The 23,499-nt window shown below is 67.0% G+C and carries 26 protein-coding genes and 1 pseudogene; 20 read left to right on the plus strand and 7 right to left on the minus strand.

What is annotated here, in order from left to right; translation table 11 throughout:
* Positions 1-8: 8 nt before the first annotated feature.
* The 4 genes from BN973_RS03440 to BN973_RS03455 are packed head-to-tail and all read left to right on the plus strand — an operon-like array spanning position 9 to position 3,827.
* Complete coding sequence (locus tag BN973_RS03440; RefSeq protein ID WP_036465921.1) at positions 9-1,103, plus strand: ferredoxin reductase; 1,095 nt, start codon at positions 9-11, stop codon at positions 1,101-1,103.
* Between the two features lie 15 nt (positions 1,104-1,118).
* Positions 1,119-2,231 (plus strand): fatty acid desaturase family protein, encoded by a 1,113-nt coding sequence (locus BN973_RS03445; RefSeq protein ID WP_036465922.1) that lies wholly within the window; start codon positions 1,119-1,121, stop codon positions 2,229-2,231.
* Between the two features lie 22 nt (positions 2,232-2,253).
* Entirely contained in the window at positions 2,254-2,778 is a 525-nt protein-coding gene (locus BN973_RS03450) for an SRPBCC family protein (protein WP_198048885.1), read from the plus strand.
* The gene (locus tag BN973_RS03455; RefSeq protein ID WP_036465923.1) at positions 2,778-3,827 is read left to right on the plus strand and encodes an LLM class flavin-dependent oxidoreductase; all 1,050 of its coding nucleotides are present in this window, start codon (positions 2,778-2,780) and stop codon (positions 3,825-3,827) included. The genes BN973_RS03450 and BN973_RS03455 overlap by 1 nt, the downstream gene beginning before the upstream one ends.
* Positions 3,828-3,900: 73 nt before the next feature.
* Here BN973_RS03455 and BN973_RS03460 read toward each other — a convergent pair whose 3' ends face one another.
* Positions 3,901-5,004 carry a DUF1214 domain-containing protein gene (locus tag BN973_RS03460; protein ID WP_036465924.1) on the minus strand — a complete coding sequence of 368 codons (1,104 nt, stop codon included), beginning with the start codon at positions 5,002-5,004 and terminating at the stop codon, positions 3,901-3,903.
* Positions 5,001-5,588: a TetR/AcrR family transcriptional regulator gene (locus BN973_RS03465; protein WP_036465925.1), complete on the minus strand. Its 588-nt coding sequence runs from the start codon at positions 5,586-5,588 to the stop codon at positions 5,001-5,003. Before BN973_RS03465 ends, BN973_RS03460 begins: the two co-directional genes overlap by 4 nt.
* A 28-nt stretch (positions 5,589-5,616) precedes the next feature.
* Here BN973_RS03465 and BN973_RS03470 point away from each other — a divergent pair, with 28 nt between their 5' ends.
* The gene (locus BN973_RS03470; protein WP_036465926.1) at positions 5,617-6,852 is read left to right on the plus strand and encodes a sulfotransferase family protein; all 1,236 of its coding nucleotides are present in this window, start codon (positions 5,617-5,619) and stop codon (positions 6,850-6,852) included.
* Between the two features lie 24 nt (positions 6,853-6,876).
* Positions 6,877-7,767 carry an alpha/beta fold hydrolase gene (locus BN973_RS03475; RefSeq protein WP_036465927.1) on the plus strand — a complete coding sequence of 297 codons (891 nt, stop codon included), beginning with the start codon at positions 6,877-6,879 and terminating at the stop codon, positions 7,765-7,767.
* Between the two features lie 79 nt (positions 7,768-7,846).
* Here BN973_RS03475 and BN973_RS03480 read toward each other — a convergent pair whose 3' ends face one another.
* A complete protein-coding gene (locus BN973_RS03480) occupies positions 7,847-8,059 on the minus strand; it encodes a TOBE domain-containing protein (protein WP_036465929.1) in 213 nt (70 codons plus the stop codon).
* A 16-nt stretch (positions 8,060-8,075) separates the two neighbouring features.
* Positions 8,076-8,693 (minus strand): TetR/AcrR family transcriptional regulator, encoded by a 618-nt coding sequence (locus BN973_RS03485; protein WP_036465931.1) that lies wholly within the window; start codon positions 8,691-8,693, stop codon positions 8,076-8,078.
* A 133-nt stretch (positions 8,694-8,826) separates the two neighbouring features.
* On the opposite strand from BN973_RS03485, the gene BN973_RS03490 reads away from it, so the two are divergent.
* The gene (locus BN973_RS03490; protein WP_036465932.1) at positions 8,827-10,152 is read left to right on the plus strand and encodes a cytochrome P450; all 1,326 of its coding nucleotides are present in this window, start codon (positions 8,827-8,829) and stop codon (positions 10,150-10,152) included.
* Here the strand turns inward: BN973_RS03490 and msrA are convergent.
* The gene (gene msrA / locus BN973_RS03495; RefSeq protein WP_036465933.1) at positions 10,149-10,658 is read right to left on the minus strand and encodes a peptide-methionine (S)-S-oxide reductase MsrA; all 510 of its coding nucleotides are present in this window, start codon (positions 10,656-10,658) and stop codon (positions 10,149-10,151) included. The two genes, BN973_RS03490 and msrA, sit on opposite strands and share 4 nt — an antisense overlap.
* A gap of 128 nt (positions 10,659-10,786) precedes the next feature.
* Between msrA and BN973_RS03500 the strand changes: the two genes are divergently transcribed.
* Genes BN973_RS03500 through BN973_RS03515 form a run of 4 tightly spaced genes read left to right on the plus strand, consistent with a single transcriptional unit; the run spans position 10,787 to position 13,580 of the window.
* Complete coding sequence (locus BN973_RS03500; RefSeq protein WP_036465936.1) at positions 10,787-11,293, plus strand: nuclear transport factor 2 family protein; 507 nt, start codon at positions 10,787-10,789, stop codon at positions 11,291-11,293.
* On the plus strand, positions 11,290-12,303 hold the full coding sequence (locus BN973_RS03505) for an NAD-dependent epimerase/dehydratase family protein (RefSeq protein WP_036465938.1): 1,014 nt from the start codon (positions 11,290-11,292) through the stop codon (positions 12,301-12,303). The genes BN973_RS03500 and BN973_RS03505 overlap by 4 nt, the downstream gene beginning before the upstream one ends.
* Positions 12,304-12,322: 19 nt before the next feature.
* Positions 12,323-13,156, plus strand: coding sequence for a class I SAM-dependent methyltransferase (locus tag BN973_RS03510; protein ID WP_036471995.1), 834 nt, complete (start codon positions 12,323-12,325; stop codon positions 13,154-13,156).
* A 43-nt stretch (positions 13,157-13,199) separates the two neighbouring features.
* On the plus strand, positions 13,200-13,580 hold the full coding sequence (locus tag BN973_RS03515; protein WP_036465940.1) for a DUF427 domain-containing protein: 381 nt from the start codon (positions 13,200-13,202) through the stop codon (positions 13,578-13,580).
* Position 13,581: 1 nt separating this feature from the next.
* Here the strand turns inward: BN973_RS03515 and BN973_RS03520 are convergent, their stop codons facing one another.
* The gene (locus BN973_RS03520) at positions 13,582-13,971 is read right to left on the minus strand and encodes a nuclear transport factor 2 family protein (protein WP_036465941.1); all 390 of its coding nucleotides are present in this window, start codon (positions 13,969-13,971) and stop codon (positions 13,582-13,584) included.
* 60 nt (positions 13,972-14,031) lie between these two features.
* Here BN973_RS03520 and BN973_RS03525 point away from each other — a divergent pair, with 60 nt between their 5' ends.
* Together BN973_RS03525 and BN973_RS03530 are read left to right on the plus strand one after the other, a co-directional pair.
* Positions 14,032-14,943, plus strand: coding sequence for a DNA-3-methyladenine glycosylase family protein (locus BN973_RS03525; protein WP_036465942.1), 912 nt, complete (start codon positions 14,032-14,034; stop codon positions 14,941-14,943).
* Positions 14,944-15,019: 76 nt separating this feature from the next.
* Complete coding sequence (locus BN973_RS03530) at positions 15,020-15,571, plus strand: Dps family protein (protein ID WP_036465943.1); 552 nt, start codon at positions 15,020-15,022, stop codon at positions 15,569-15,571.
* A gap of 4 nt (positions 15,572-15,575) precedes the next feature.
* On the opposite strand, the gene BN973_RS03535 is transcribed toward BN973_RS03530, so the two are convergent.
* Positions 15,576-17,012, minus strand: coding sequence for a chloride channel protein (locus tag BN973_RS03535; protein ID WP_036465944.1), 1,437 nt, complete (start codon positions 17,010-17,012; stop codon positions 15,576-15,578).
* Between the two features lie 77 nt (positions 17,013-17,089).
* On the opposite strand from BN973_RS03535, the gene BN973_RS03540 reads away from it, so the two are divergent.
* The 7 genes and pseudogenes from BN973_RS03540 (at position 17,090) to BN973_RS03570 (ending at position 23,499) form a co-directional block, all read left to right on the plus strand.
* Positions 17,090-18,070: a pirin family protein gene (locus BN973_RS03540; RefSeq protein WP_036465945.1), complete on the plus strand. Its 981-nt coding sequence runs from the start codon at positions 17,090-17,092 to the stop codon at positions 18,068-18,070.
* A gap of 2 nt (positions 18,071-18,072) precedes the next feature.
* Entirely contained in the window at positions 18,073-18,705 is a 633-nt protein-coding gene (locus BN973_RS03545) for a TetR/AcrR family transcriptional regulator (protein ID WP_084163289.1), read from the plus strand.
* An 89-nt stretch (positions 18,706-18,794) separates the two neighbouring features.
* Positions 18,795-19,016: pseudogene (locus tag BN973_RS03550) on the plus strand (SAM-dependent methyltransferase); the annotation flags it as partial.
* 31 nt (positions 19,017-19,047) lie between these two features.
* On the plus strand, positions 19,048-19,989 hold the full coding sequence (locus BN973_RS03555) for a class I SAM-dependent methyltransferase (protein ID WP_036465948.1): 942 nt from the start codon (positions 19,048-19,050) through the stop codon (positions 19,987-19,989).
* A 24-nt stretch (positions 19,990-20,013) separates the two neighbouring features.
* Positions 20,014-20,949, plus strand: a complete 936-nt coding sequence (locus BN973_RS03560; RefSeq protein WP_036465950.1) for a class I SAM-dependent methyltransferase — start codon at positions 20,014-20,016, stop codon at positions 20,947-20,949.
* A 201-nt stretch (positions 20,950-21,150) separates the two neighbouring features.
* Complete coding sequence (locus BN973_RS03565) at positions 21,151-22,590, plus strand: aldehyde dehydrogenase family protein (RefSeq protein ID WP_036471997.1); 1,440 nt, start codon at positions 21,151-21,153, stop codon at positions 22,588-22,590.
* A gap of 45 nt (positions 22,591-22,635) precedes the next feature.
* The gene (locus BN973_RS03570) at positions 22,636-23,499 is read left to right on the plus strand and encodes an SDR family oxidoreductase (protein ID WP_036465951.1); all 864 of its coding nucleotides are present in this window, start codon (positions 22,636-22,638) and stop codon (positions 23,497-23,499) included.

Raw genomic sequence — 23,499 nt, forward strand, 5'->3', positions numbered from 1 at the left:
GTGTACATATGTTCACTCAAAGAAGTCAGACCCTGCGTCGGAGCTTCGCCAAGACTTTCCGGGACCGCATCCTCGGTTCCGACCTGGTTGACCTGCTGACCGGCCCACACGGCGTCGACCGCTACACCGAGCTGGTAGACCCAACCTGGACCCGGGGCGAAGCCCGCGCCAAGGTCATCGGCGTGCGGCGCAGCACGCCGCGCAGCGTCACCCTCACCCTCGCTCCGAACCAGAGCTTCACGTCCACCCACACCGTCAAGGCCGGCCAGTACGTCAACGTCAGCCTCGAGATCGACGGCCGCCTGCACACCCGCTGCTATTCACCGGCCAACGCCGAGGGCAGCTCGACCCTCGAGCTGACCGTCGGCCGCCATGACGGCGGGCTGGTGTCGAACCACCTGTACGAGCAGGCCCGCCGCGGCATGGTGGTCGGGCTGACCGGTGTGGGCGGCGACTTCGTCCTGCCAGCGGATCGGCCGCGGCGGATCCTGTTCATCGCCGGCGGCAGTGGCATCACACCCGTGCTGGCGATGCTGCGCACCCTGGTGGCGCAGGGCCACGACACCGAACTCGCGTTCGTCCACTACGCCCGCAGCCAAGCAGAGGCCTGCTACCGCGACGAGCTGAGCGCGATGCCCGGAGTGCGGGTGCTGCACGGTTACACCCGATCGGGTTCGGGCGATCTCGTCGGACGCTTTGGTGCCGAGCACCTCAATGCCGCCATGCCCTCGCCCGATGCGGTATTCGTCTGCGGCCCAACCGCTTTGGTCGACGCCGTCCGCGAACACTGCGAGAACGCGTACACCGAGAGCTTCCTGCCGCCGACGTTTACTCCTGCGGAGAACCCGTCGGGTGGCCGAATAACGTTCGCGGACAGCGACATTGACGTCGTCGACGACGGACGCTCGCTGCTCGAGCAGGCCGAATCGGCCGGCCTGACTCCGGAGAACGGATGCCGGATGGGCATCTGCCACACCTGCACGCGCCGGAAGGTCTCCGGCACCGTGCGCAGCCTGACCACCGGCGCGGTCTCGACCGGGCCGGACGAAAACATCCAGATCTGCGTATCCGTCCCCGTCGGGGACGTCGACCTCGCGCTCTGACTCCCAGGAGGAGCTATGTCACACGACACGATCACCCTTACCCCCGAGCAGGCCGACGCGTTCGGCCGTGAACTCGACGCCATCCGCGACCGCGTGATGGCCGACCTCGGCGAAGAAGACGCCGACTACATCCGTCGCGTCATCAAGACCCAGCGGGCGCTGGAAGTGGGCGGGCGCGTGCTGCTATTCCTGCCACCGGCCTGGCTGCTGGGCACCGCGATGCTGGGCGTCGCGAAAATCCTGGACAACATGGAGATCGGCCACAACATCATGCACGGCCAGTACGACTGGATGCGTGACCCGAACATCTCCGGCCGCTCGTTCGAATGGGACACCGCGTGCCCGGCCGACCAATGGCGGCACTCGCACAACTACATGCACCACACCCACACCAACATCGTCGGGATGGATCGCGACATCGGCTACGGCATCATCCGGATGAGCGAGGACCAGAAATGGACGCCCTACTTCCTGGGCAACCCGCTGTATGCGTTCCTGCTGATGGTGCTGTTCCAATACGGGGTCGCGCTGCACGAACTGGAGACCGAGAAGATCCGCTCCGGCGAGATCCGGGTCTGGGACAAAAAGGACACCCTGAAGGAGATCTGGCAGAAGACCAAGCGTCAGACGCTCAAGGATTACGTCGCCTTCCCGCTGCTGGCCGGCCCGTTCGCGCCGTTCGTCTTCACCGGCAACATGACGGCCAACCTGATGCGCAACGTGTGGTCGTACATGATCATCTTCTGCGGCCACTTCCCGGACGGCACGCAGGAATTCACCGTCGAGGAGACCGCCGACGAGTCGCGCGGCCAGTGGTATTTCCGGCAGGTGCTGGGCTCGGCGAATCTCACCGGAGGCAAGATCTTCCACCTGCTGTCCGGCAACCTGTCGCACCAGATCGAGCACCACTTGTTCCCCGACATGCCGGCCCGCCGGTATGCGGACATCGCGCCCGAGGTGCAGGAGATCTGCGAGCGCTACGGCATCCCCTACAACAAGGGCCCGCTGCTGCGGCAGTTCGGCACCGTGGTGCGCAAGATCGTCCGGCTGACCTTCCCGGACCCGGGCAAGGTGATGTCGTTGCTGCCGAAGATCAAGCCGGCCGATCGCGAGCCCGTCGCGGCCTGAGGACCGCCCCGGGTAGGGGACAATGGGCGGCGTGGAATGGACCGGTGCACGTTATGCGGACAAGCCGACGGTGGAAGCCTCGACGTGGATTGACGCCGATCCGTCCCGGGTCTGGAATCTGATCTCGGACATCAAGCTGATGCCGACGTTCAGCGGCGAATTGCAATCGGTGGAGTGGGCCGGCGGCGCCGACCGGCCGAAGTTGGGTGCCCGCTTCGTCGGACACAACCAGCACGCGGCGTTCGGCGAATGGAGCACCACCTCGCACATCGTCGCCTGCGACCAGCAGCGCGAATTCGCCTGGGCGGTCGGCGATGCCGAGAACCCGTCGTCGATCTGGCGGTTCCGGCTGGAACCCCGGGATGGCGGAACCAACCTGACTTACTGGATGCAGATGGGACCCGCGCGCTCGGGGCTGTCGGTGGCGATCGATTCGATGCCGGACAAAGAGGAGAAGATCGTGTTCGTCCGGATGCGCGAATTCGAGACCGCGATCGGCAAGACGTTGGCGGCGATCAAGAGGCTGGCCGAACACGGGGTGCGCTGATGCGCACGGCGACGACGGTCGAATTGTCCGGCGGCAGCGACGAAGTCGCCCAGGTGGTGACGCTGGCCGTCGAAGCCGAGAAGCTGGGTCTCGACGTGTGTTGGGTCGCCGAGGCGTGGGGTGCGGATGCACCGTCGGCGCTGGGCTACCTGGCGGCGCGTACCGACACGATGCTGCTCGGCTCCGGCATCCTGCAGGTCGGCACCCGGTCGCCGGTGCTGGTCGCACAGACCGCGATCACGCTGTCCAACCTGTCGAACGGGCGATTCCTGCTGGGGCTGGGGGCTTCCGGGCCCCAGGTCATCGAGGGCCTGCACGGCGTCTCGTTCAGCCGGCCGCTGGCCCGCGTCTCCGAGACCGTCGACATCGTGCGGCAGGTGTTCGCCGGAGGCAAGATCTCCCACTCCGGCGAGGAGTTTCGGATTCCCCGTCCCGGTGAAGCCGTGCCGATGCGGGTGTCGAATGCGCCCCAGCACCCGATTCCGATCTATCTGGCCACGCTGTCCCCGGCGATGCTGCGGCTGACCGGGAAGATCGCCGACGGCTGGCTGGGCACCAGCTTCGTGCCCGAGGGTGCGGCGCGGGCGTACTTCGCCCACCTCGACGAGGGCCTTGCGGCCGCCGGGCGCACCCGCGCGGACATAGACATCTGCCAGGGCGCCGAGGTCGCGTTCGCCGCCGACGAGGACGAGCTGAGCACCATGACCGCCAACCGCAAGAAGGAACTCGCGTTCAGCCTCGGTGGCATGGGCTCATCGAGCACGAACTTCTACAACCAGGCCTACAGCCGGCAGGGCTGGGCCGACGTCGCCGCCGCCGTGCGCGAGCGCTGGCAGGCCGGTGACCGCGACGGCGCCGCGCGGCTGGTGACCGACGACATGGTGCTGGGCACCACGCTGATCGGCACCGAGCAGATGGTGCGCGCGCGGCTCGCGGTATGGCGCGACGCGGGCGTCGACACCGTGCGGCTCTACCCCGCCGGTGACACGCTGGCCGCCAAGCTCGATACGCTCGGCCGGGCGATCGAGCTGGTCCGCGAGGCGGGGTAATCCCGCGCGCCGACCGTGGGGCCTATGGACGAATTCATGCTCTTCGCAGTACCTAGGGCCCACACTCGACGGGTTAGGTGGTGGCAGTCGGGGCGTCGGCGGCCTTGACGAGTTGCACCTCGGGCCGCTCCGGCACGCCGTCGGACAGGAACCACCGGAACGCCAGATTGCCGAGCGGATAGCCCAGCGTCGTCAATGAATTCGGATGCGTCGTCGTCCCGCTGGACAACACGATCGTCACCGAGCCGTCGCTGTTGAGCGCCGCGCTGTGGTTGTTGACCGAAGACCGGGCACCCTCGTCGCCGTAGCTGGCCATGAACTGGTTCCACACCACCAGGTTCCAGAACCGGCACGACGGCGGCCGATGCGTGATGACCAGCGCCTCGTCGTCGTCCAGCACGAAACTGCCGTAGGCATAGCACGCGTCGCGCGCCGACCAGCCGAAGTTGGCGTCGGGCACCTGATAGGGGTCGGCGAATTGGTTTGCCGCGTGGGCGGTTTCGTGACCCAGCCCGTGTTGGTCGTCGACCCGCGTCCCCACGGCCAACGGGACGATGGCGAACATGGTGCGCATCCAGGCGGCGGCGGCCCGCAGGCTGGCCGCGGTCTCGGCGTCGCCGTGCCGGATCGGTTCCGGATCGTCGAGTGCCTCGATCTGCCAGGTCACCGGGCGACCGGTCAGCGGGTGCGCCTGGTAATCGCGGGTCATCAGCACCACGGCGTCGGGGGTGGCCGGGAAGTCGAAGGAGAAGTTACCGTCGGCGTCGATGTCGAGATCGGTGTCGCGGACGATCGCGACGATCCGATCCGACCACGCGCCCGGCGACGGTTCGTTGTAGGCGGTCACCGAGAAGTACACGCTGTCACCCTTGTTGCCGCTGATGCGATACCGCCGCTTCTCATCGACCGGGCAGATGAAGTAGTACGCGTCGGTGTTGTCGCCGCCCCAGCGGCGATCGCGCCGGAACGGGGTGTTGACCGCCACGAACTGCGGGCGACCGGGCTCGGGGAACAGGTAGGTGTCGAAGGCGACGCCCAGGGTGGTGGCCAGCATCCGGTAGCCGTCGGCCACGTGGCGGTCGTCGGTCACCGCCCGGTCGCCCTCCAAGAAGGACCGGTCGAGGTCGCCGAGGGTGGCCAGCAGCTCTTTCCACGCGGTCGTAGATTCGTGCGTCATGCTGTAGTTCCTTTCAGGATTCCTTTCAGGAGCAACGTGGTGGTGCGGTCCACCCAGGCGTCGTCGAGTTCGTCGGGACGGGTGAGCAGCGCGACCAGCGTGATGCCGGCCATCGCCTCGGCCAGTTCGGCGGCGGTCACGTCGGACCGGACCTCACCGCGCGCCGCGGCGGCGTCGAGCCACTCGGCCAGGCCGCCGCCGATGATGTCGGTAAACCGTTCCAGCAGCGCCGAATGCAGGGTCGGGTCGGACGCCATCTCGCCGACCAGTCCGGGCAGTGCCGCCCTCGCGGCCGGCGTGGTCAGGAAAGCCATTGTGCGCCGCACCATTTCGCGCACATCCTGCAGTAGTGACCCGGTGGCCGGAATATCGGTCGCGGCGCCGATCGGAAACACCGCCTCGTGCACCAGGTGCGCCTTGCTGGGCCAGCGGCGGTAGATCGCGGGCTTGCTGGTGCCGGCGCGTTCGGCGATGGCGGAGACCAGCAGCCCCGGGTAACCCGTCTCGGCGAGCAGCTCGACGGTGGCGCGCAGCACCGCGCCGTCGATACGCGGGTCACGGGGTCGGCCAAAATCCACTACCATTACGAAACTCAGAGTAACATAAGTCGCCGTGACCGACGCCGTTCGCCTTGACGACCTTGAACTGCCCAAATTCAGCGCCGAGGGCCAGCAGATCCTCGACATGATGGCCATGATGGCCCCGGACTGCCGGCTGGATGCCGACGCGCTGCACGCGAAGGCCAGCGCCGACACCGGGCTGCACGACTTCGGCCCCGACGACTACCGCGAACGCCTCGACGTCTACCTCGCGGCGCTGCGCGAGATCGACGGGCTGCACGACGCCGGAGTGGTGAACTTCTACGGGCAACTGCTCCAGCTGCTCAAGAACCGGCTGCTGCTGACCGACCTACTGCGTCGTCATCCCGAGATCAACGACATCGAACTGCGCTCGCCGGTGGTGATCGCCGGACTGCCCCGCACCGGCACCACGCACCTGCACAACCTGCTCGCCGCCCCGCCCACCTTCCGGACCATGCCGTACTGGGAAAGCAACGAACCGTTCCCGTTGCCGAATGAGATTGGCGCCGAACCGGATCCGCGCCGGGGGCGAATGGAGGTCGCGGTCGGCGTGGTCAACATGGTGATGCCGTACTTCCCGCTGATGCACGAGATGACCACCGAACACGTGCACGAAGAGATCCAGCTGCTGGCCAACGACTTTTCGACGATGCTGTTCGAGACGCTCGCCGAGGTGCCGCGCTGGCGCGATTACTACCGGGCGCACGACCAGACGCCGCACTACGAATACCTCGCCACTCAGCTCAAGGCGATGCAGTTCCTGCGCGGGGGCCGGCGCTGGCTGCTCAAGTCGCCTCAGCATCTCGAGCAGGTGCGGGTGCTGGATCGGGTGTTCGGCGACGGCATCATCGTGTTCACCCACCGCGATCCGGTGCCGGTGGCGCTGTCGATGATCGCGATGATCACCTACTCCGCCCGAATGCACCGCTCGCCGGTGCCGGTGGAACAGATCGCGAACTCCTGGATCGACCGGCTTGACCAGATGCTCACGGCGCTGGTGCGCGATCGTGACGTGATCGGTCCGGAACGCTCGATCGACATCCGGTTCGACGACTTCATGGCCGACGAACTCGGTGTCGCCGAGCGCGTCTACGCCCTGGCCGGGGAACCGTTCACCGACGAGGCGCGCAAGCCGATCGCCGACTACCTGGCGGGCCATCGGCGCGGCCGATTGGGCAACGTCGAGACGTCGTTCGAGATGTTCGGGCTGCACGAGAGCGCGCTGCGCGACCGGTTCGCTCCCTACGTCGATCGGTTCCTGAAATAGCCTCGGTGCGCTAGCTTTTCCAGCATGGTCGCTATGCCCGTGTTGGATGGGGTCGAACATCGGTACGTAGAACTGGGCGACGGCGTGACAATCCACGTCGCCGACGCCGGTCCGCCCGGCGGTCCGGCCGTCATGCTGGTACACGGCTTCCCGGAGAACTGGTGGGAGTGGCACGAGCTGATCGGTCCGCTGGCCGCCGACGGCTACCGGGTGCTGTGTCCCGATCTGCGCGGCGCGGGCTGGAGTTCGGCGCCCCCGTCGCGGTACTTGAAGTCCGAGATGGGCGAGGATCTCGCGGGCGTGCTGGACAAGTTGGGCGTCGACAAGGTGAAGCTTGTCGCCCACGACTGGGGTGGACCCGCCGCGTTCATCATGATGCTGCGCCATCCGGAGAAGGTGACCGGCTTTTTCGGCCTGAACACCGTGGCGCCCTGGCCGAAGATGGATCTGGGCGCGGTCCGCGACCTGTGGCGGTTCTGGTATCAGGTGCCAATGTCGTTGCCCGTCATCGGGCCCCGGGTGATCAGCGACCCCAACGCGCGGTTTCTCCGGATGCTGGGTTCCTGGGTCGGCGGCGGGTTCTCGCTACCCGAGGAGAGCGTCCGGCTGTACAGCGAGTGCATGAACCAGCCCGGCCACGCCGAGGCCGGCTCGCGGTGGTACCGCACCTTCCAGACCACCGAGATGCGCAGCTGGCTGGGCGGTGAGTACAACGACGCTCGCGTCGACGTTCCGGTGCGCTGGCTCAGCGGGACCGACGACCCGGTGATCACTCCGCGGCTCTTGGACGGATATGCCGACCGCATAAGCGATTACGAGGTCGAGCTGGTCGACGGTGTCGGCCACTGGATCGTCGCGCAACGGCCGGACCTGGTGCTGGATCGGTTGCGGGCGTTCCTGCGCGCCGAAACTTAAACCACCGCGCCGTTTTTCGGCCGGCGTGTCGTGTGCGTGGTTTAAGTGTCGCGGTATTGGGACGCCGAGCGCGCTCGAGCTACTCGACGCCGATCGTGACTTCGGTGGACTTGATGAACACCGTCGCGGGCTGACCGACCGCCAGACCCAGGTCGAGTGCCGCGTCCTTGGTGACCGAGGAGGTGACGATCTGGTCGCCGCCGTCGAGCTTGACCTTCACCACCGCCATCACGGTCCCGAGGTCGACCTCGGTGATGGTCCCTTTGAGCTGGTTTCGAGTGGATAGCCGCATGCGATGAGACTAGCCGCTAGTGCCGAGGTCCGAGCAGCGCGATGCAGGCATCGACGGCCGGTTCGACGATCCCTCGCACGGCGTGCCCGTCCTCGACGGCGAGCGCGGTCAGTTCGCGCAGCCCGCCCAGCAAGATGACGGCCAGCGGCCCGGTCAGCGGCGGCAGTTCGGCGCGCTGGAACCCGGGGCTGGCGCTGAGGTCGATCAGCAGGTCGGACAGCAGCTGCAAACCGCGGCGCTGCACCGGACGGCCGACGGCTCCCAGCGAGGGCAGCTCTCGGATCCAGCTCAACGTAATGGCCGGCCGCGCTTCGATATAGGCGACGTAGGCCTCGACGGCCTGACGGATCTGCCGGTGCCAGTCGGCCTCGGGATCGACGGCGGCCGCGATGCTCTCGCCGAGCTTTTCGATGTCGGCGGCCAGTAGTTCGAGGAAGCACTCTTCCTTGCTGGCGAATTGGTCGTAGAACGTGCGCTTGGACGTGCGGGCGTGGCGCACGACGTCGGCGACGGTGCTGGCGCGGTAGCCGCGCTCGCCGATCGAGGTGGCGAGGCCGTCAAGCAGCCGGAGCCGAAATGGATCTTGAACAACCGCGACATCAACGGTCTGGATCACCGTCGTCGCGGGTGGCATAGTCGGTCGCCCTCTCGATGTTCAAACCACTTGTCAGGTTCGGTACTACAGAGTACCGTACACGAAAAGGTCTGTGGTACACCGCGGTACCAACCCCGGACTCCCGGGGGCAGATGTTGGGAGCGATAACGCCATGAGCGAAGTAGTCACCGCCGCGCCGCCGGGCTCCGCAGTCGGCTTGCCCCCCGCGGCCCCACTCCCAAAATTGGTGCAGGGCTTAGGCTTTGCGATGTCACGGCGGTTCATGATGCGGCGACTGTCCCGCCGCTACGGCAGCGTCTTCACGCTGACGCTCCCGATGTGGGGGCGCGTCATTGCGGTCAGCGATCCGCAGCTGGCCAAGCAGATCTTCACCACCAGCCCGGACGAACTCGGCAACATCCAGCCCAATCTGAGCAGATTGTTCGGCCCCGGCTCGGTGTTCGGACTCGAGGGCGACGACCACCGCCGCCGTCGGCGACTGCTCGCGCCGCCGTTCCACGGCAAGAGCATGAAGAACTACGAGAGCATCATCGAAGAGGAGACCCTGAGGGAGAGCGCCGATTGGCCGGAGGGTGAGCCGTTCGCGACGCTGGCGCCGATGATGCGGATCACGCTCAACGCGATCCTGCGCGCGGTCTTCGGGGCCGACGGCGCCGAACTCGACGAACTGCGACGGCTCATCCCGCCCTGGGTCACCCTGGGCTCGCGGCTGGCCGCGCTGCCGAAGCCCAAGCGGACCTACGGCCGGTTCAGCCCGTGGTACCGGCTGGACGAGTGGCGGCGCCGGTACGACAACGTCATCGAGAAACTGATCGCGGCCGAGCGGGTGGACCCGAACTTCGCCGATCGGACCGACGTGCTCGCGCTGCTACTGCGCAGCACCTACGACGATGGTTCGACCATGTCGCACAAGGACATTGGTGACGAGCTGCTCGCCCTGCTGGCCGCCGGGCACGAGACCACCGCGTCGACCCTGGCCTGGGCATTCGAGCGGATCAGCCGGCACCCGGAGATACTCGCAGACCTGGTCGCGGAAGCCGATGACGGCGGCGGCGAGCTGCGCCAGGCGACGATCCTGGAGGTGCAACGGGCCAGGACGGTGATCGACTTCGCCGGCCGGCACGTCTACCCGGCGACCTACCAGCTGGGCGACTGGACGATTCCGCGCGGCTATTCGATCATCGTCGGCATCGCGCAGATACACGACAATCCGGATGTGTTCCCCGATCCCGGCCGCTTCGACCCGCAGCGCTTCATCACGACGAAACCGTCAGCGCTGTCTTGGATTCCGTTCGGCGGGGGAACCCGGCGGTGTGTCGGGGCGGCATTCGCCAACATGGAGATGGATGTGGTGCTTCGAACGGTATTGCGCCACTTCACTATTGAGACCACCAGCGCGCCCGGCGAGCCCTGGCACTGCCGCGGGGTCGCTTTCACCCCGAAGCACGGCGGCCGGGTTTTGCTGCGCAGACGCTAAGCAGAAGCGCGGCGCGGCAACTTCCAGCCGGGACGGATGTAGTGGCAGGTGTACCCGTTGGGGTAGCGCTCCAGGTAGTCCTGGTGCTCGGGCTCGGCCTCCCAGAAGTCGCCGGCCGGGCTGACCTCGGTCACGACCTTGCCGGGCCATAGGCCCGAGGCCTCGACGTCGGCGATGGTGTCCAGCGCGATCTGCTTCTGCTCGTCGTCGATGTAGAAGATCGCCGACCGGTAGCTGGTACCGCGATCGTTGCCCTGCCGGTTTTTCGTTGTCGGGTCGTGGATTTGGAAGAAGAACTCGAGCAGCGTGCGGTAGTCGGTGGCGGCCGGGTCGTAGACGATCTCGATGGCCTCGGCGTGCGTGCCGTGGTCGCGGTAGGTCGCGTTGGGCACGTCCCCGCCGGTGTAGCCGACGCGGGTGGAGACCACACCGGGCTGCTTGCGGATCAGGTCCTGCATACCCCAGAAGCAGCCCCCGGCGAGAATCGCCTTTTGCGTGTCGGTCATGTCATTGCCTCGTTTCGTTCGGGCAGGATGGTCGCAATCTCCTTCCGATTATCCTGATGTTCTTCGTCGGGTACACCCGCGCGGCAAAGCTCTCGACAAACCACGGTAGAACGTGTTCTAGTTTTCGCGTGAACAGCCCGCAATTCTCCCGCAGCGAACTCGCCGACGCGTTCGCGAAATTCGAGGCGACCGTCGACGCGGCCGCGCAGTCGCACGACTGGGACGCCTGGGTTCAGCACTACACGCCCGACGTCGTGTACATCGAGCACGCGGCGGGCACCATGCACGGCCGCGACGAGGTCCGCGAGTGGATCGGTCGGACGATGGGCAGTTTTCCGGGCAGCCATATGGTCGCGTTCCCGTCGCTGTGGTCGGTGATCGACGAGCCCACCGGTCGCGTCATCATGCAACTCGACAACCCGATGCGCGACCCTGGCGACGGCACCGTCATCGGCGAGACGAACATCTCGATCATCACTTACGCCGGCGACGGCCTGTGGCGTCAGCAGGAAGACATCTACAACCCGCTGCGCTTCGTGCAGGCCACGCTCAAGTGGTGCCGCAAGGCGGCCGAACTCGGCACTCTCGACGAGGACGGTGCGCGATTCCTGGAGCAGTACGGCGGTGCCCAGTGAGCGCCAAGCCCAAGCTTGTCATCGGCGGCAACGGTTTTCTGGGCTCGCATGTGACCCGCCAGCTGGTCGCCGACGGCGAGCAGGTTCGGGTGATGGTGCGCGAAGGCGCGAATACCCGCTCCATCGACGACCTCGACGTCACCCGCTTTCACGGGGACGTCTTCGACACCGCCACCGTGCGCGAGGCGATGGACGGTGTCGACGACGTCTACTACTGCGTCGTCGACACCCGCGCCTGGCTGCGTGACACGGCGCCGCTGTTTCGCACCAACGTGGAGGGGGTGCGCAACGTTCTCGATGTCGCCGTCCACCAACCCTTGCGCCGGTTCATCTTCACCAGCACTTACGCGACGGTGGGCCGCCGGCACGGTCACGTGGCGACCGAAGACGACGTGATCGCCTCCCGCGGGCTGACCCCCTACGTCCAGTCGCGTGTTCAGGCCGAAAACCTGGTGCTGCGCTACGTCGCCGACGCCGGGTTGCCCGCCGTCGCGATGTGCGTGTCCACCACCTACGGCGACGGCGACTGGGGCGGCACTCCACACGGCGCCTTCATCGCGGGCGCGGTCTTCGGCAAGCTGCCGTTTCTGATGAACGGCATTGAGCTGGAGGTCGTCGGCGTCGACGACGCCGCGCGGGCCATGATCCTGGCCGCCGAGCACGGCCGCGTCGGCGAGCGCTACCTGGTCTCCGAGAAGATGATGGCGCTCAACGACTCGATCCGGATCGCGGCCGACGAGGCCGGCGTCCCGCCCCCGCAACGCGCGATCTCGGTCCCGATGCTCTACGCACTGGCCGCGGCCGGCACGCTGAAAGCCAAGCTCACCGGCACCGATGCCCAACTCAGCCTCGCGTCGGTGCGGATGATGCGCGCCGAAGCGCCGGTGGACGCCGGCAAGGCGAAGCGGGAGTTGGGCTGGCAGCCGCGCCCGGTCGAGGAATCGATCCGCGAGGCCGCCCGGTTCTGGGCCGCGATGCGCGCCCCCCGAACGGCGGCCCAACCCGAATAGGCTCGGTCAGGTGGACCGGATACGTGTCGACCTGAACGGGCCGCCGCAGACGATGCTGGCGACGCTGTACGCCAAAGCACTCGACGCCGACGCGCCCAACTCGATCCTGAACGACCGCTACGCCAAGACCGCCGTGGACCGCATCGAATACGACTGGGCGACAACGACTATCGACGCGCGACGGGCTCCGTCGGTCGCCGTTCGCACCGCGCACTTCGACAACTGGGCCCGCCAGTTTCTGGCCGTGCACGACCGCGCCTGCGTGCTGCATGCGGGGTGTGGCCTGGACGCCCGGGTGTACCGGCTGGATCCGGGCCCGGGTGTGCGGTGGTACGACGTCGACCATCCCGACGTGATCAGCCTGCGCGAACGCGTCTACCCGCCGCGGGCCAACTACCGGATGCTGGCCGCCTCGGTGACCGATCCGTCCTGGCTGGACGAGATACCGGCCGAGGATCCGGTGCTGTTCTGTGGCGAGGGCCTGACCATGTACCTGACCAAACACGACGGGCTGGCGCTGCTGCGCCGCGTCGTCGGACGATTCGGGTCGGGCGAATTGCAATTCGACGCGTTCAACACGTTCGGCATTCGCACCCAGGTGATCAATGCCGTGGTCCGGCGCTCCGGCTCGAAGCTGCAGTGGGGTATCGACGGGCCCGGCGACATCGTCGACGCCGTTCCCGGTCTGCGCGTGCTGATGTGGGAATCGGTCTTCGACAGCGATACGTTCGAGCTGGTTGCACCGTATGTGCGCTGGATGGGCAGGGCGATGGCGGCGGTGCCGGCGTTGCGCTACATGTCGCAATACCATCGCTACGCATTCGGGCCGGCGAACAAGGCCGGGAAGTCCTGAGCGCCCGGCGGTGTTGAACCCGTACGTCTGAGGAGGAGCAAGCATGGCCCACAAGGAAATCCTGGAACCCAACGCCGGGCACCCGATCACCATCACCCCGACGAAGGGACGCGTGCAGGTTCGCGTCAACGGCGAGCTGGTCGCCGACACCACCGCGGCACTCGAACTGCGGGAAGCCACTATCCCTGGGGTGCAATACATTCCGCTGGACGACGTGGTGCAAGAGCGGTTGACCCGCACCGAAACCGTCAGCTACTGCCCGTTCAAGGGGGACGCAAGCTACTACGCGGTGACCACCTCGGCCGGTGACACCGTCGAGGACGTGATCTGGACCTACGAGCAGCCGTACCCCGCGGTCGCCGAGATCGCCGGGCACGTCGCGTTCTACCCCACCAAAGCCGACATCAGCGTCACCGCCGAATAGGTCACTCGCCCAGGAGTTTGGCGTGCGCGCGGGTGTCGCTGTACTCGCGCATCGAGACGATCAGCCCCTCGCTGGTCTCGAAGATGCACACGAACGGGGTGTCGTATTGCTCGCCGCTGGAGTTGGTGCCGGTGGCATGCGCCTCGACGACGACGGTTTCTCCTTCGTTGATGCAGCGCAGTAGATCGATGGTGAGTTCGACGGATTGTTTGCGCCGTTCGGTCGCGCGGCGCAGGGTTTCCTTGTCGTAGGTCTCGCGGGTGAACAGGCTCCAATAGCTGAAGTCGTCGCTGAGCAACGCGAAACCCTCGTCGACGTCGCCGCCTTCGCTCAGACTCTGGAGGAACATCCAGGCCAGCTCGGCATTGGGAGCATCGAACGGCGTCATCACATCGCAATAGTGTCTTGGCAGGTAGTGGACGGTCAATCAGATCCGAAATCTGGAGTCGTCGTGACGGGCACGCGTACGGTGAGGTTCCCCGGAGCAGTCAGCTTCGGGCACACCCTGGCGCCGCTGCGCCGGGGGCCCCGCGACCCGACCTTTCGGCTGCCGGGTGACGGCACCATCTGGCGGACCAGCCTGCTGCCCAGCGGGCCAGTCACCGCGCGTATCGGCCGCGCGGCCGCCGACGCCGCGCACTGCGAGGCCTGGGGCAGCGGCGCCGAGGAATTCCTCGAGCGGCTGCCCGCATTGCTGGGCGCCGACGACGACGCCTCGGACTTCGTCCCGACACACCCGACGGTGGCCGCGGCGCGGGCGCGCGTCCCGCACCTGCGCCTGGGCCGAACCGGGCAGGTGCTGGAAGCACTGATCCCGGCGATCATCGAGCAACGGGTGCCCGGCGTCGACGCGTTCTCCTCGTGGCGGGTGCTGGTGTCCAAGTACGGCACCCCGGCGCCCGGCCCCGCGCCGGCCGGCATGCGCGTGCTGCCGTCGGCCGAGGTGTGGCGAAACATCCCGTCGTGGGAATTCCATCGCGCCAACGTCGATCCGCGCCGGGCCCAGACCGTGGTCAGGTGTGCGCGCCGGGCGGCGGCGCTGGAACGGCTGGCGTCGCGGCCGGCGGCGCCGGCACGCGAAGCGCTGACGTCACTGCCGGGGGTCGGGCAGTGGACGGCTGCCGAGACCGTGCAACGGGCCTTCGGCGATCCCGACGCCGTATCGGTCGGCGATTACCACATCCCGAAGATGATCGGCTGGACGCTGCTGGGCCGCCCCGTCGACGACGACGGCATGCTCGAACTGCTGGAGCCGATGCGGCCCCACCGCCACCGGGCGGTCTGCTTGCTGTATGCCAGTGGACTGGCCTACGAACCGCGCCGTGGCGCGCGGCTGCCGGTCCAGCAAATTCACGCCCTTTGACCAGCCCGTGTTTTCCTGCCGGGCCTTCGGGTACCCGGTCGTCAATTGACGGCTACGACATTCAGGAGCGCGATCGATGACGCAGTTCACCATTCCGGGATTGACCGACAAGCAAGCCGCGCGGCTGACCGAACTGCTGCAGAAGCAATTGAGTACCTACAACGATCTGCACCTGACGTTGAAGCACATTCACTGGAATGTGGTGGGCCCCAACTTCATTGGTGTTCACGAGATGATCGATCCCCAGGTCGAAGCGGTGCGTGGGTTTGCCGACGATGTCGCCGAACGCATAGCGGCCCTTGGCGCGTCGCCGGAGGGGACGCCGGGCGCCATCATTCGGGACCGGTCGTGGGACGACTACTCCGTCGGTCGCGACACTGTCCAGGCGCACCTGGCGGCGCTGGACCTCGTCTACAACGGCGTAATCGAGGACGTCCGCGAAGCCATCGATGAGACAGACGAACTCGACCAGGTCACGCAGGATCTGCTGATCGGTCAGGCCGGGCCCCTGGAAAAGTTCCAGTGGTTCGTCCGCGCACACCTCGAGAGCGCCGGCGGCGCGCTGACCCACAGCGGCAAGAAGACCGAAAAGGGCGCGGCCGACACCGCGCGGCGCAAGAAGTCGTAGCCGGTTACCGGGGCGTGGCGCGGCGCGCGCGCTCGGCCTCGGCGGTCTCTCGGTTGAGCCGCTGCGCTCGGTAAATGGTCACGTTGGTGCGCGAGATGAGCAACGACGCGATCCCCACCGCGATGATTGCTCCGGGCACCACCGAGAACGAGCCCGTCATCTCCGCGACCATGATCATGATCGCCAGCGGGGCGCGGGCGACGCTGCCGAAACAACTCATCATGCCGACCACGACGAAGATGCCCGGACCGCCGGGTATGCCGGGCAATCCGGACAGCTCGCCGATGCGCCAGACCGCGGCGCCGACGAAGGCGCCGATCACGATGCCGGGGCCGAACAGCCCGCCGGAGCCTCCGCTACCGATCGACAGCGAGGTCGCGGCGATCTTGGCCAGTGGCAGCACGATGACGACCCACAGCGGGATTGCCATCAGCGACCCGCGGTCGGCCGCGAGCTGGGCCCAGCCGTAGCCGCTGCTCAGGATCTCGGGGATCAGCAGACCCAGCAGACCGACCAGTAGGCCGCCCATCGCGGGCTTGAGTATCGGTCCGCCCGGCAGCCGGCGGGTGAGCCGGACCGAAGCGTGGAAGGCGACGGCGTACAGGTAGCCGATCGCCGCGGCGACCAGACCGATCACCACGAACCACAGCAGTGGCCAGGCCTTCTCGAAGCGGTATTCGGCGTCGATGTAGCCGAACAGTGGGTCGAAGCCCAGGAACGCACCGAGCACCGCGTACGCCGTGCCCGAGGTGATGAATCCGGGCAGCAGGCAGCGATAGTCGAAATCGTCGCGGTAGGTGATCGATGCGGCCAGCACCGCCCCGCCCAGCGGCGCGGCGAAGATCGCCCCGATACCGGCTCCGATGCCCAGCGCCACCGCGATCCGACCGTCCTCGTCGGACAGGCCGACGCGCCGGGTGAGCAGCGAGCAGAAGCCGGCGGAGATCTGTGCCGTCGGGCCCTCGCGGCCGCCCGAACCGCCGGAGCCGATGGTCAATGCGCTGGCGACCATCTTCACCAGCACCGCCCGGAAGCGGATCGCGCGGGGGTCGGTGTGCACCGCCTCGATGGCTTCGTCGGTGCCGTGCCCGGTGGCTTCCGGTGCGAGCTTGGCCACCAGTAAGGCCGACAGCAGCGCCCCGCCCGTCGTCACCAAGGGAATCGCCCACGGACGGGTGAAGCCCGGCGACCCGTGGCTGCCGCCCTCGCCCACCGGCGTGGGGATGCGGTAGTCGGCCAGATAGCCGAGCAGGAAATCGCCGGCGTATTTCAGGACCAGATAGAACGCCACCGCGCCCAGCCCCGAGATGACCCCGATCGTGATGCCCAGCGGGAACCACTTGCGCAGGTAGCTCGCGCTTCTGATCGATGCCCCGAATCGCCCGCCGGCAGCGGCGGCAGGAGCGACCGCGGGCTGGGGCTCGTCCTCGGTCGGCTCCACCGGGCCATCCTATGACAGTGCGGAATAAACGGACTCTGGTCCGGTTATACCGGTGGCCATTAGCGAAGGAGGTCGACATGCCTGCCATAACCGCAGACACCTTGACGTTGCCCCGGGTCGACGCGGCCAGCCCGGAGGAGACCGAACGCCCGGTCCGGTCGATCACCACCGGGCCGCGCGGATACGAGGGCGAAGGGTTCCCGGTCGTCCGGGCATTCGCCGGCGTCAGCGCCGCCGCCCTGGACCCGTTTGTGCACATGGACCAGATGGGGGAGGTGGACTACGAGCCGGGAGAGCCGCGGGGTACCGATTGGCACCCGCACCGCGGCTTCGAAACCGTCACCTACATGATCGACGGCAAATTTGCGCACCAGGACTCCCACGGCGGTGGCGGCCTGATCGCTGACGGTGCGACGCAGTGGATGACGGCCGGGTCCGGCATCCTGCACATCGAGACCCCGCCGGCCGAATTGGTGGCAAGTGGCGGTCTTTTCCACGGCATCCAGCTCTGGGTGAATCTGCCGAAGAAGGACAAGTTCGCGGCGCCGAGGTATCAGGCCATCGAAGGCCACGACGCCAGGCTGCTCGCCTCCGACGACGGCGAGGCCTTGATCCGCATCATCGCCGGCGAGATCGACGGCCGCGGCGGTCCCGGCGTCACTCACACCCCAATCACGCTGGCGCACGCCACAATTCAAAACGGGGCCAGGCTCAACGTTCCGTGGCGGCGTGATTTCAACGCGCTGCTTTATGTGTTGACCGGCAGTGGTGCTGTCGGCCCGGTCGCTCATCCGATACACCAGGGGCAATTAGCTGTGCTCGGGCCCGGCGATCGGATCACGGTGGCTGCTGCCTCCGGTGAATCGTCATCGACCTCGGCAATGGATGTGTTACTGCTGGGCGGGCAACCCATTCGTGAGCCGGTTTTCCACTACGGACCTTTTGTGGTGAACTCGCGGGCGGAATTGATCCAAGCACTTGAGGACTACAAAGCGGGAAAGTTTGGCGATATTCCGCCAAATGCCTTAATGCCCACCCGAACGGGTGGCACACTCTAACGGTGCCGTCAACGGCGAGGCGCCGGCCGGGCCGTCCACCCGCCGCGAAGGCAGACGAGACGCGCAAGAGAATCTTGCGCGCCGGGCGCATGGTGTTCAGCGAACGCGGCTACGAGGGGGCGACTTTCCAGGCCATCGCGGTGCGCGCCGATCTGACCCGGCCGGCCATCAACCACTACTTTTCCAGCAAGCGGGTGCTGTATCGGGAAGTGTTGAGCCAAACCTCCGAACAGCTCTTCGGCGCCGGCATTGCGCAGGCGGAGCGCGAGACCGGCGTGATGGCGAAGCTGACCGGATTCATCTCGGCGGCGGTGGCGACGAATTCCGAGCATCCGGCGGCCTCGGCGTTTTTGATCAGCTCGATTCTGGAATGTCAGCGACACCCCGAATTGAGCCAATCCGAAAATGACGCGATACGGATTTGCCGGGATTTTTTGACACGTGTCATCAACGACGCAATCGAGCAGGGGGAGTTCGCAGTCCCGTTCGATGCGCATGCGCTGATCGAGACGCTGCTGGTGGTGCTGTGCGGTGTCGGCTTCTATGCCGGCTATGTGCAGAGCTATCAGGAGATGCAGCCAGTGACCGGAATGCTCGGTCAGTTACTGGACGGCGCGCTGTTCAAGGCGCGCTAGCCACCCATCGGGCGCAGTGAGATCGCGCACAAAGCGCATAGGCTAACTAACTTTTTCGGGTATCATGGCGCCGAAATGACCGACCTCGACGACGCCTCCTCGGCCTGGACGTCAACGTGCACGCGCTGACCTTTCACGAGCCGGACCGAACCGATGCCGCCGAGTGGCTGACCGACCACGGCTGGCAGGTGAAGGCCGTGAACAACCGCGAAGAGATGGCCCGCCTGGGCCGCGCGGTCCCCGAAGACCTGGCCGACGATGCCGTCCGCAGCACGCTGCTGCGCGCGTGCTTCGGCGGACCATCGCACTGACCCCAACCGAACAAAACCTGGAGCACCGCCGATGAGTTCACTTCGCACACACGACGACACCTGGGACATCAAGACCAGCGTCGGTAGCACCGCGGTCATGGTGGCCGCCGCCCGGGCCATCGAAACCGAGCAGCCCGACGCGCTGATCCACGACCCCTACGCCAGGCTGCTGGTGAACAATGCCGGGGCCGAGATCATCTGGGAGGCCATGCTCGACCCGGAAGTCGTGGCCAAGATCGAAGCCATCGACGAAGAATCCGCCGCCCGCATCCACCACATGCGCGGCTACCAGGCGGTGCGAACGCACTTCTTCGACGCGTACTTCGCCGACGCCGTCGCCGCCGGGATCCGCCAGATCGTGATCCTCGCGTCCGGACTGGACTCGCGGGCCTATCGGCTGGACTGGCCGGCCGGCACCACTGTCTACGAGATCGACCAGCCCCAGGTGCTGGAGTACAAGTCCGCGACGCTGGCCGAGAGCGGCGCCACCCCGTCCGCCGATCGCCGCGAGGTGGCCGTCGACCTGCGCGAGGACTGGCCGACCGCGCTGCGGGCCGCCGGCTTCGACCCGTCTCAGCGCACCGCCTGGCTGGCCGAGGGACTGCTGATGTACCTGCCCGCCGAGGCGCAGGACAAGTTGTTCACCCAGATCGGCGAGCTGAGCCCGGCGGGCAGCCGCGTCTCGGCCGAAACCGCACCCACGCACTCCGACGAGCGGCGTCAGCAGATGCGCGAACGGTTCAAGAGGGTGGCCGACGAGATCGGTATCGAGCAAAGCGTCGACGTCGGCGAGCTGATGTATCGCGACGAGAACCGGGCGGACGTCGCCCAGTGGCTGAACCAGCACGGCTGGCGCGCCACGTCGCAAAACTCGATCGACGAGATGGAACGGGTGGGCCGCAGGGTCGCCAGCGTCGAGCTGGACGACGACAAGGATTCGTTCTCCGATTTCGTGATCGGGGAGCGGCTGTAACCGGGAGCAAGTTAAGTCCCAGCCATGCCTCGCACCGCGGACGACACTTGGGACATCGCCACCAGCGTCGGCTCGACGGCGGTGACGATCGCCGCGGCGCGAGCCGTCGAATCCGAACAGCCTGATGCGCTGATCCGGGACCCGTACGCCAAACTGCTGGTCACGGGCGCCGGTATCGGGGTCCTGTGGGGGGCCATGCTCGACCCGGCCGTCGCCGCCAAGGTGGCGGCGCTCGACTCGGAGTTCGTGGCCCATCTCGCCCGCATTCGTGGTTACGTGGCGGTCCGGACGCACTTCTTCGACCACTATTTCGCCGATGCCGTGGCCGCCGGGATTCGGCAGGTGGTAATCCTGGCGTCCGGACTGGACTCCCGCGCCTACCGCCTGGACTGGCCCGACGGTACGGCGATCTATGAGGTCGACCAGCCCCAGGTGCTGGCCTATAAGGCCACGACGCTGGCCGAACACGGCGTAAGCGCGTCCGCCGATCGCCGCGAGGTGGCGATCGACCTGCGGCAGGATTGGCCGTCCGCGCTGCGCGCCGTCGGCTTCGACGCGTCGGCACGCACGGCGTGGCTGGCCGAGGGACTGTTGATGTACCTGCCCGCCGAGGCGCAGGACAAGTTGTTCACCCAGATCGGCGAGCTGAGCGCGGCCGGGAGCCTGGTCGCGGCCGAAACCGCCCCCGCGCGTGCCCAAGAGCGGCGCACTCACATACACGAGCGCGTGAGCAAGTTGGCCGACGAGATCGGTCTGGTGCGCAACCCCGACGCCGGGGAACTGATGTATTTCGACGAGCATCGGGCGGATGTCGCGGACTGGCTGAACCGGCACGGCTGGCGCGCGGAGCTGCACCGCTCGACAGACGAGAGGCGCAGGCTGGGGCGTTGCAACGACGATCACTCGCTTGCCGACGATCAGGACATATTTTCCAACTTCGTGATCGGGGAGCGGTTGTAGTGGCACGCACCGCAGGCCACGCGCTGAGCAGGCAGTTCGCCGGATAACCGCGGACCGGGTCGGCGAGCATGGCGGCCCCGCCCGGCGGAGCTTGCTTTACTTCCCAACCGACCGGATGGTTAGGATCGCGGTTATCGCCCGTTTGTGTCCGCGAGCACAGTTGTGGGCATTCCCGGGAAGGTGCGAGAGGGGAAGACAGCGATGACTACCGAATCGGTTGCACCCAAGACATCCGAGTCCACCAACGGGGCTTCGTCGGGGTCGGGGGCTCGACCCGCCGATATCCTCGCGACGGTGGCCCGGCTGCGCCAGACTTTCGCCACCGGGCGCACCCGTGACGTCCAGTGGCGCAAGCGTCAGCTGCTGCAGGTGGCGCGATTGATGGAAGAGAACGACGCGGCGATCAACGCCGCGCTCGCCGAAGACCTGGACCGCCATCCGTTCGAGGCGTTCATCGGCGACACCGCCGGCACCATCGGCGAAGCGAGGTATGCCGCCAAGAAGGTGCACAAGTGGACCAAACGCAAGTACGCGCGCCTCGAGGCTTCGCAGCTGCCCGGCCGGGGCTGGGTCCAGTACGAGCCCTACGGCACCGTGCTGGTCATCGGCGCCTGGAATTACCCCTTCTACCTGACGCTGGGTCCGGCGGTCGGCGCGATCGCCGCCGGTAATGCCGTGGTGCTCAAGCCCTCGGAAATCGCGGCCGCGTCGTCGCACCTGATGGCCGACCTGGTGCCGCGCTACCTGGACAACGACGCGATCGCGGTGATCGAAGGCGACGGCGCGGTGAGCCAGGAGCTGATCGCGCAGGGCTTGGACCGGGTGATGTTCACCGGTGGTACCGAGATCGGCCGCAAGGTCTACGAAGGCGCGGCGCCGCACCTGACCCCGTGCACGCTTGAGCTCGGCGGCAAGAGCCCGGTAATCGTCGCGGCCGATGCCGACATCGATGTCGCGGCCAAGCGGATCGCCTGGATCAAACTGCTCAACGGCGGACAGACCTGCGTCGCACCCGATTACGTGCTGGCCGACGCGACGATCCGCGACGAACTCGTCGACAAGATCGGCGCGGCCATCACCAAGTACCGCTCGGCGGGGCCGACCGGGATGAAGGTGGCCAACCAGCGCCAGTTCGACCGGCTCAGCGGTTACCTCAAGGGCGCCGGCGGTAAGGTCACCGCCGGCGGCGGCTGCGACGCGTCGACCCTGCGCATCGAGCCGACCGTCGTCGTCGATCCCGATGCGGACGGTCCGCTGATGACCAACGAGATCTTCGGACCGCTGCTGCCGGTGATCACCGTCCAATCCCTGGACGACGCAATACGTTTCGTCAACGCGCGGCCCAAGCCGCTGTCGGCGTACCTGTTCACCAAATCGCGCGAGGTGCGCGAGAAGGTGATCCGGGACGTTCCGGCCGGTGGCCTGGTGGTCAACCACCTAGCCTTCCAGGTGTCGACGGCCAAGCTGCCGTTCGGTGGGGTCGGCGCCTCGGGAATGGGTGCCTACCACGGCAAGTGGGGCTTCGAGGAGTTCAGTCACCGCAAGTCGGTGCTGACCAAACCGACCCGTCCCGACCTGTCCAGCTTCACCTACCCGCCGTACACGGACCGGGCCCTGAAATTGGCGCGCAGGCTGTTTTGACACACTAACCCCGGAGCCCGTTGGTCAATTGCAGAGAGGAACCTGATGCCCGGAGTGCAGGATCGCGTCATCGTCGTCACCGGAGCCGGCGGAGGACTGGGGCGTGAGTATGCGCTCACCCTCGCCAAGGAGGGCGCCAGTGTCGTCGTCAATGACCTCGGCGGAGCCCGCGACGGCACCGGCGCCGGCCACAACATGGCCGACCAAGTGGTCGCGGAGATCAAGGACGCCGGTGGCCGGGCCGCCGCCAACTACGACAGCGTCGCCGAGCCCGAGGGCGCCGAGAACATCATCAAGACCGCACTGGACGAGTTCGGCGCGATCCACGGCGTGGTGAGCAACGCCGGCATCCTGCGCGACGGCACCTTCCACAAGATGTCGTTCGAGAACTGGGACGCCGTGCTCAAGGTCCACCTGTACGGCGGCTACAACGTCATTCGCGCCGCCTGGCCGCACTTCCGGGAGCAGAGCTACGGGCGGGTGGTCGTCGCCACATCCACCAGCGGACTGTTCGGCAACTTCGGCCAGACCAACTACGGGGCGGCCAAGCTCGGACTGGTCGGTCTGATCAACAGCCTGGCGCTTGAGGGTGCCAAGTACAACATCCACGCCAACGCCGTCGCCCCGATCGCGGCGACCCGGATGACCGAGGACATCCTGCCCAAGGAGGTGCTCGAGAAGCTCACTCCGGAGTACGTCGCGCCGGTGGTGGCCTACCTGTGCACCGAGGAAAACCCCAACAGCGCATCGGTTTTCGTGGTCGGTGGCGGCAAGGTGCAGCGCGTCGCGCTGTTCCAGAACGACGGCTTCAACTTCGACGCCCCGCCGTCGGTGGACGACATCGCCGCGCAGTGGGACCAGATCACCGACCTGTCCGCGGCGAAGAAGGCCGACTTCAAACTCGGATAG

It is taken from the genome of Mycobacterium triplex (assembly GCF_000689255.1).
GTDB classification, from domain to species: Bacteria; Actinomycetota; Actinomycetes; order Mycobacteriales; family Mycobacteriaceae; genus Mycobacterium; species Mycobacterium triplex.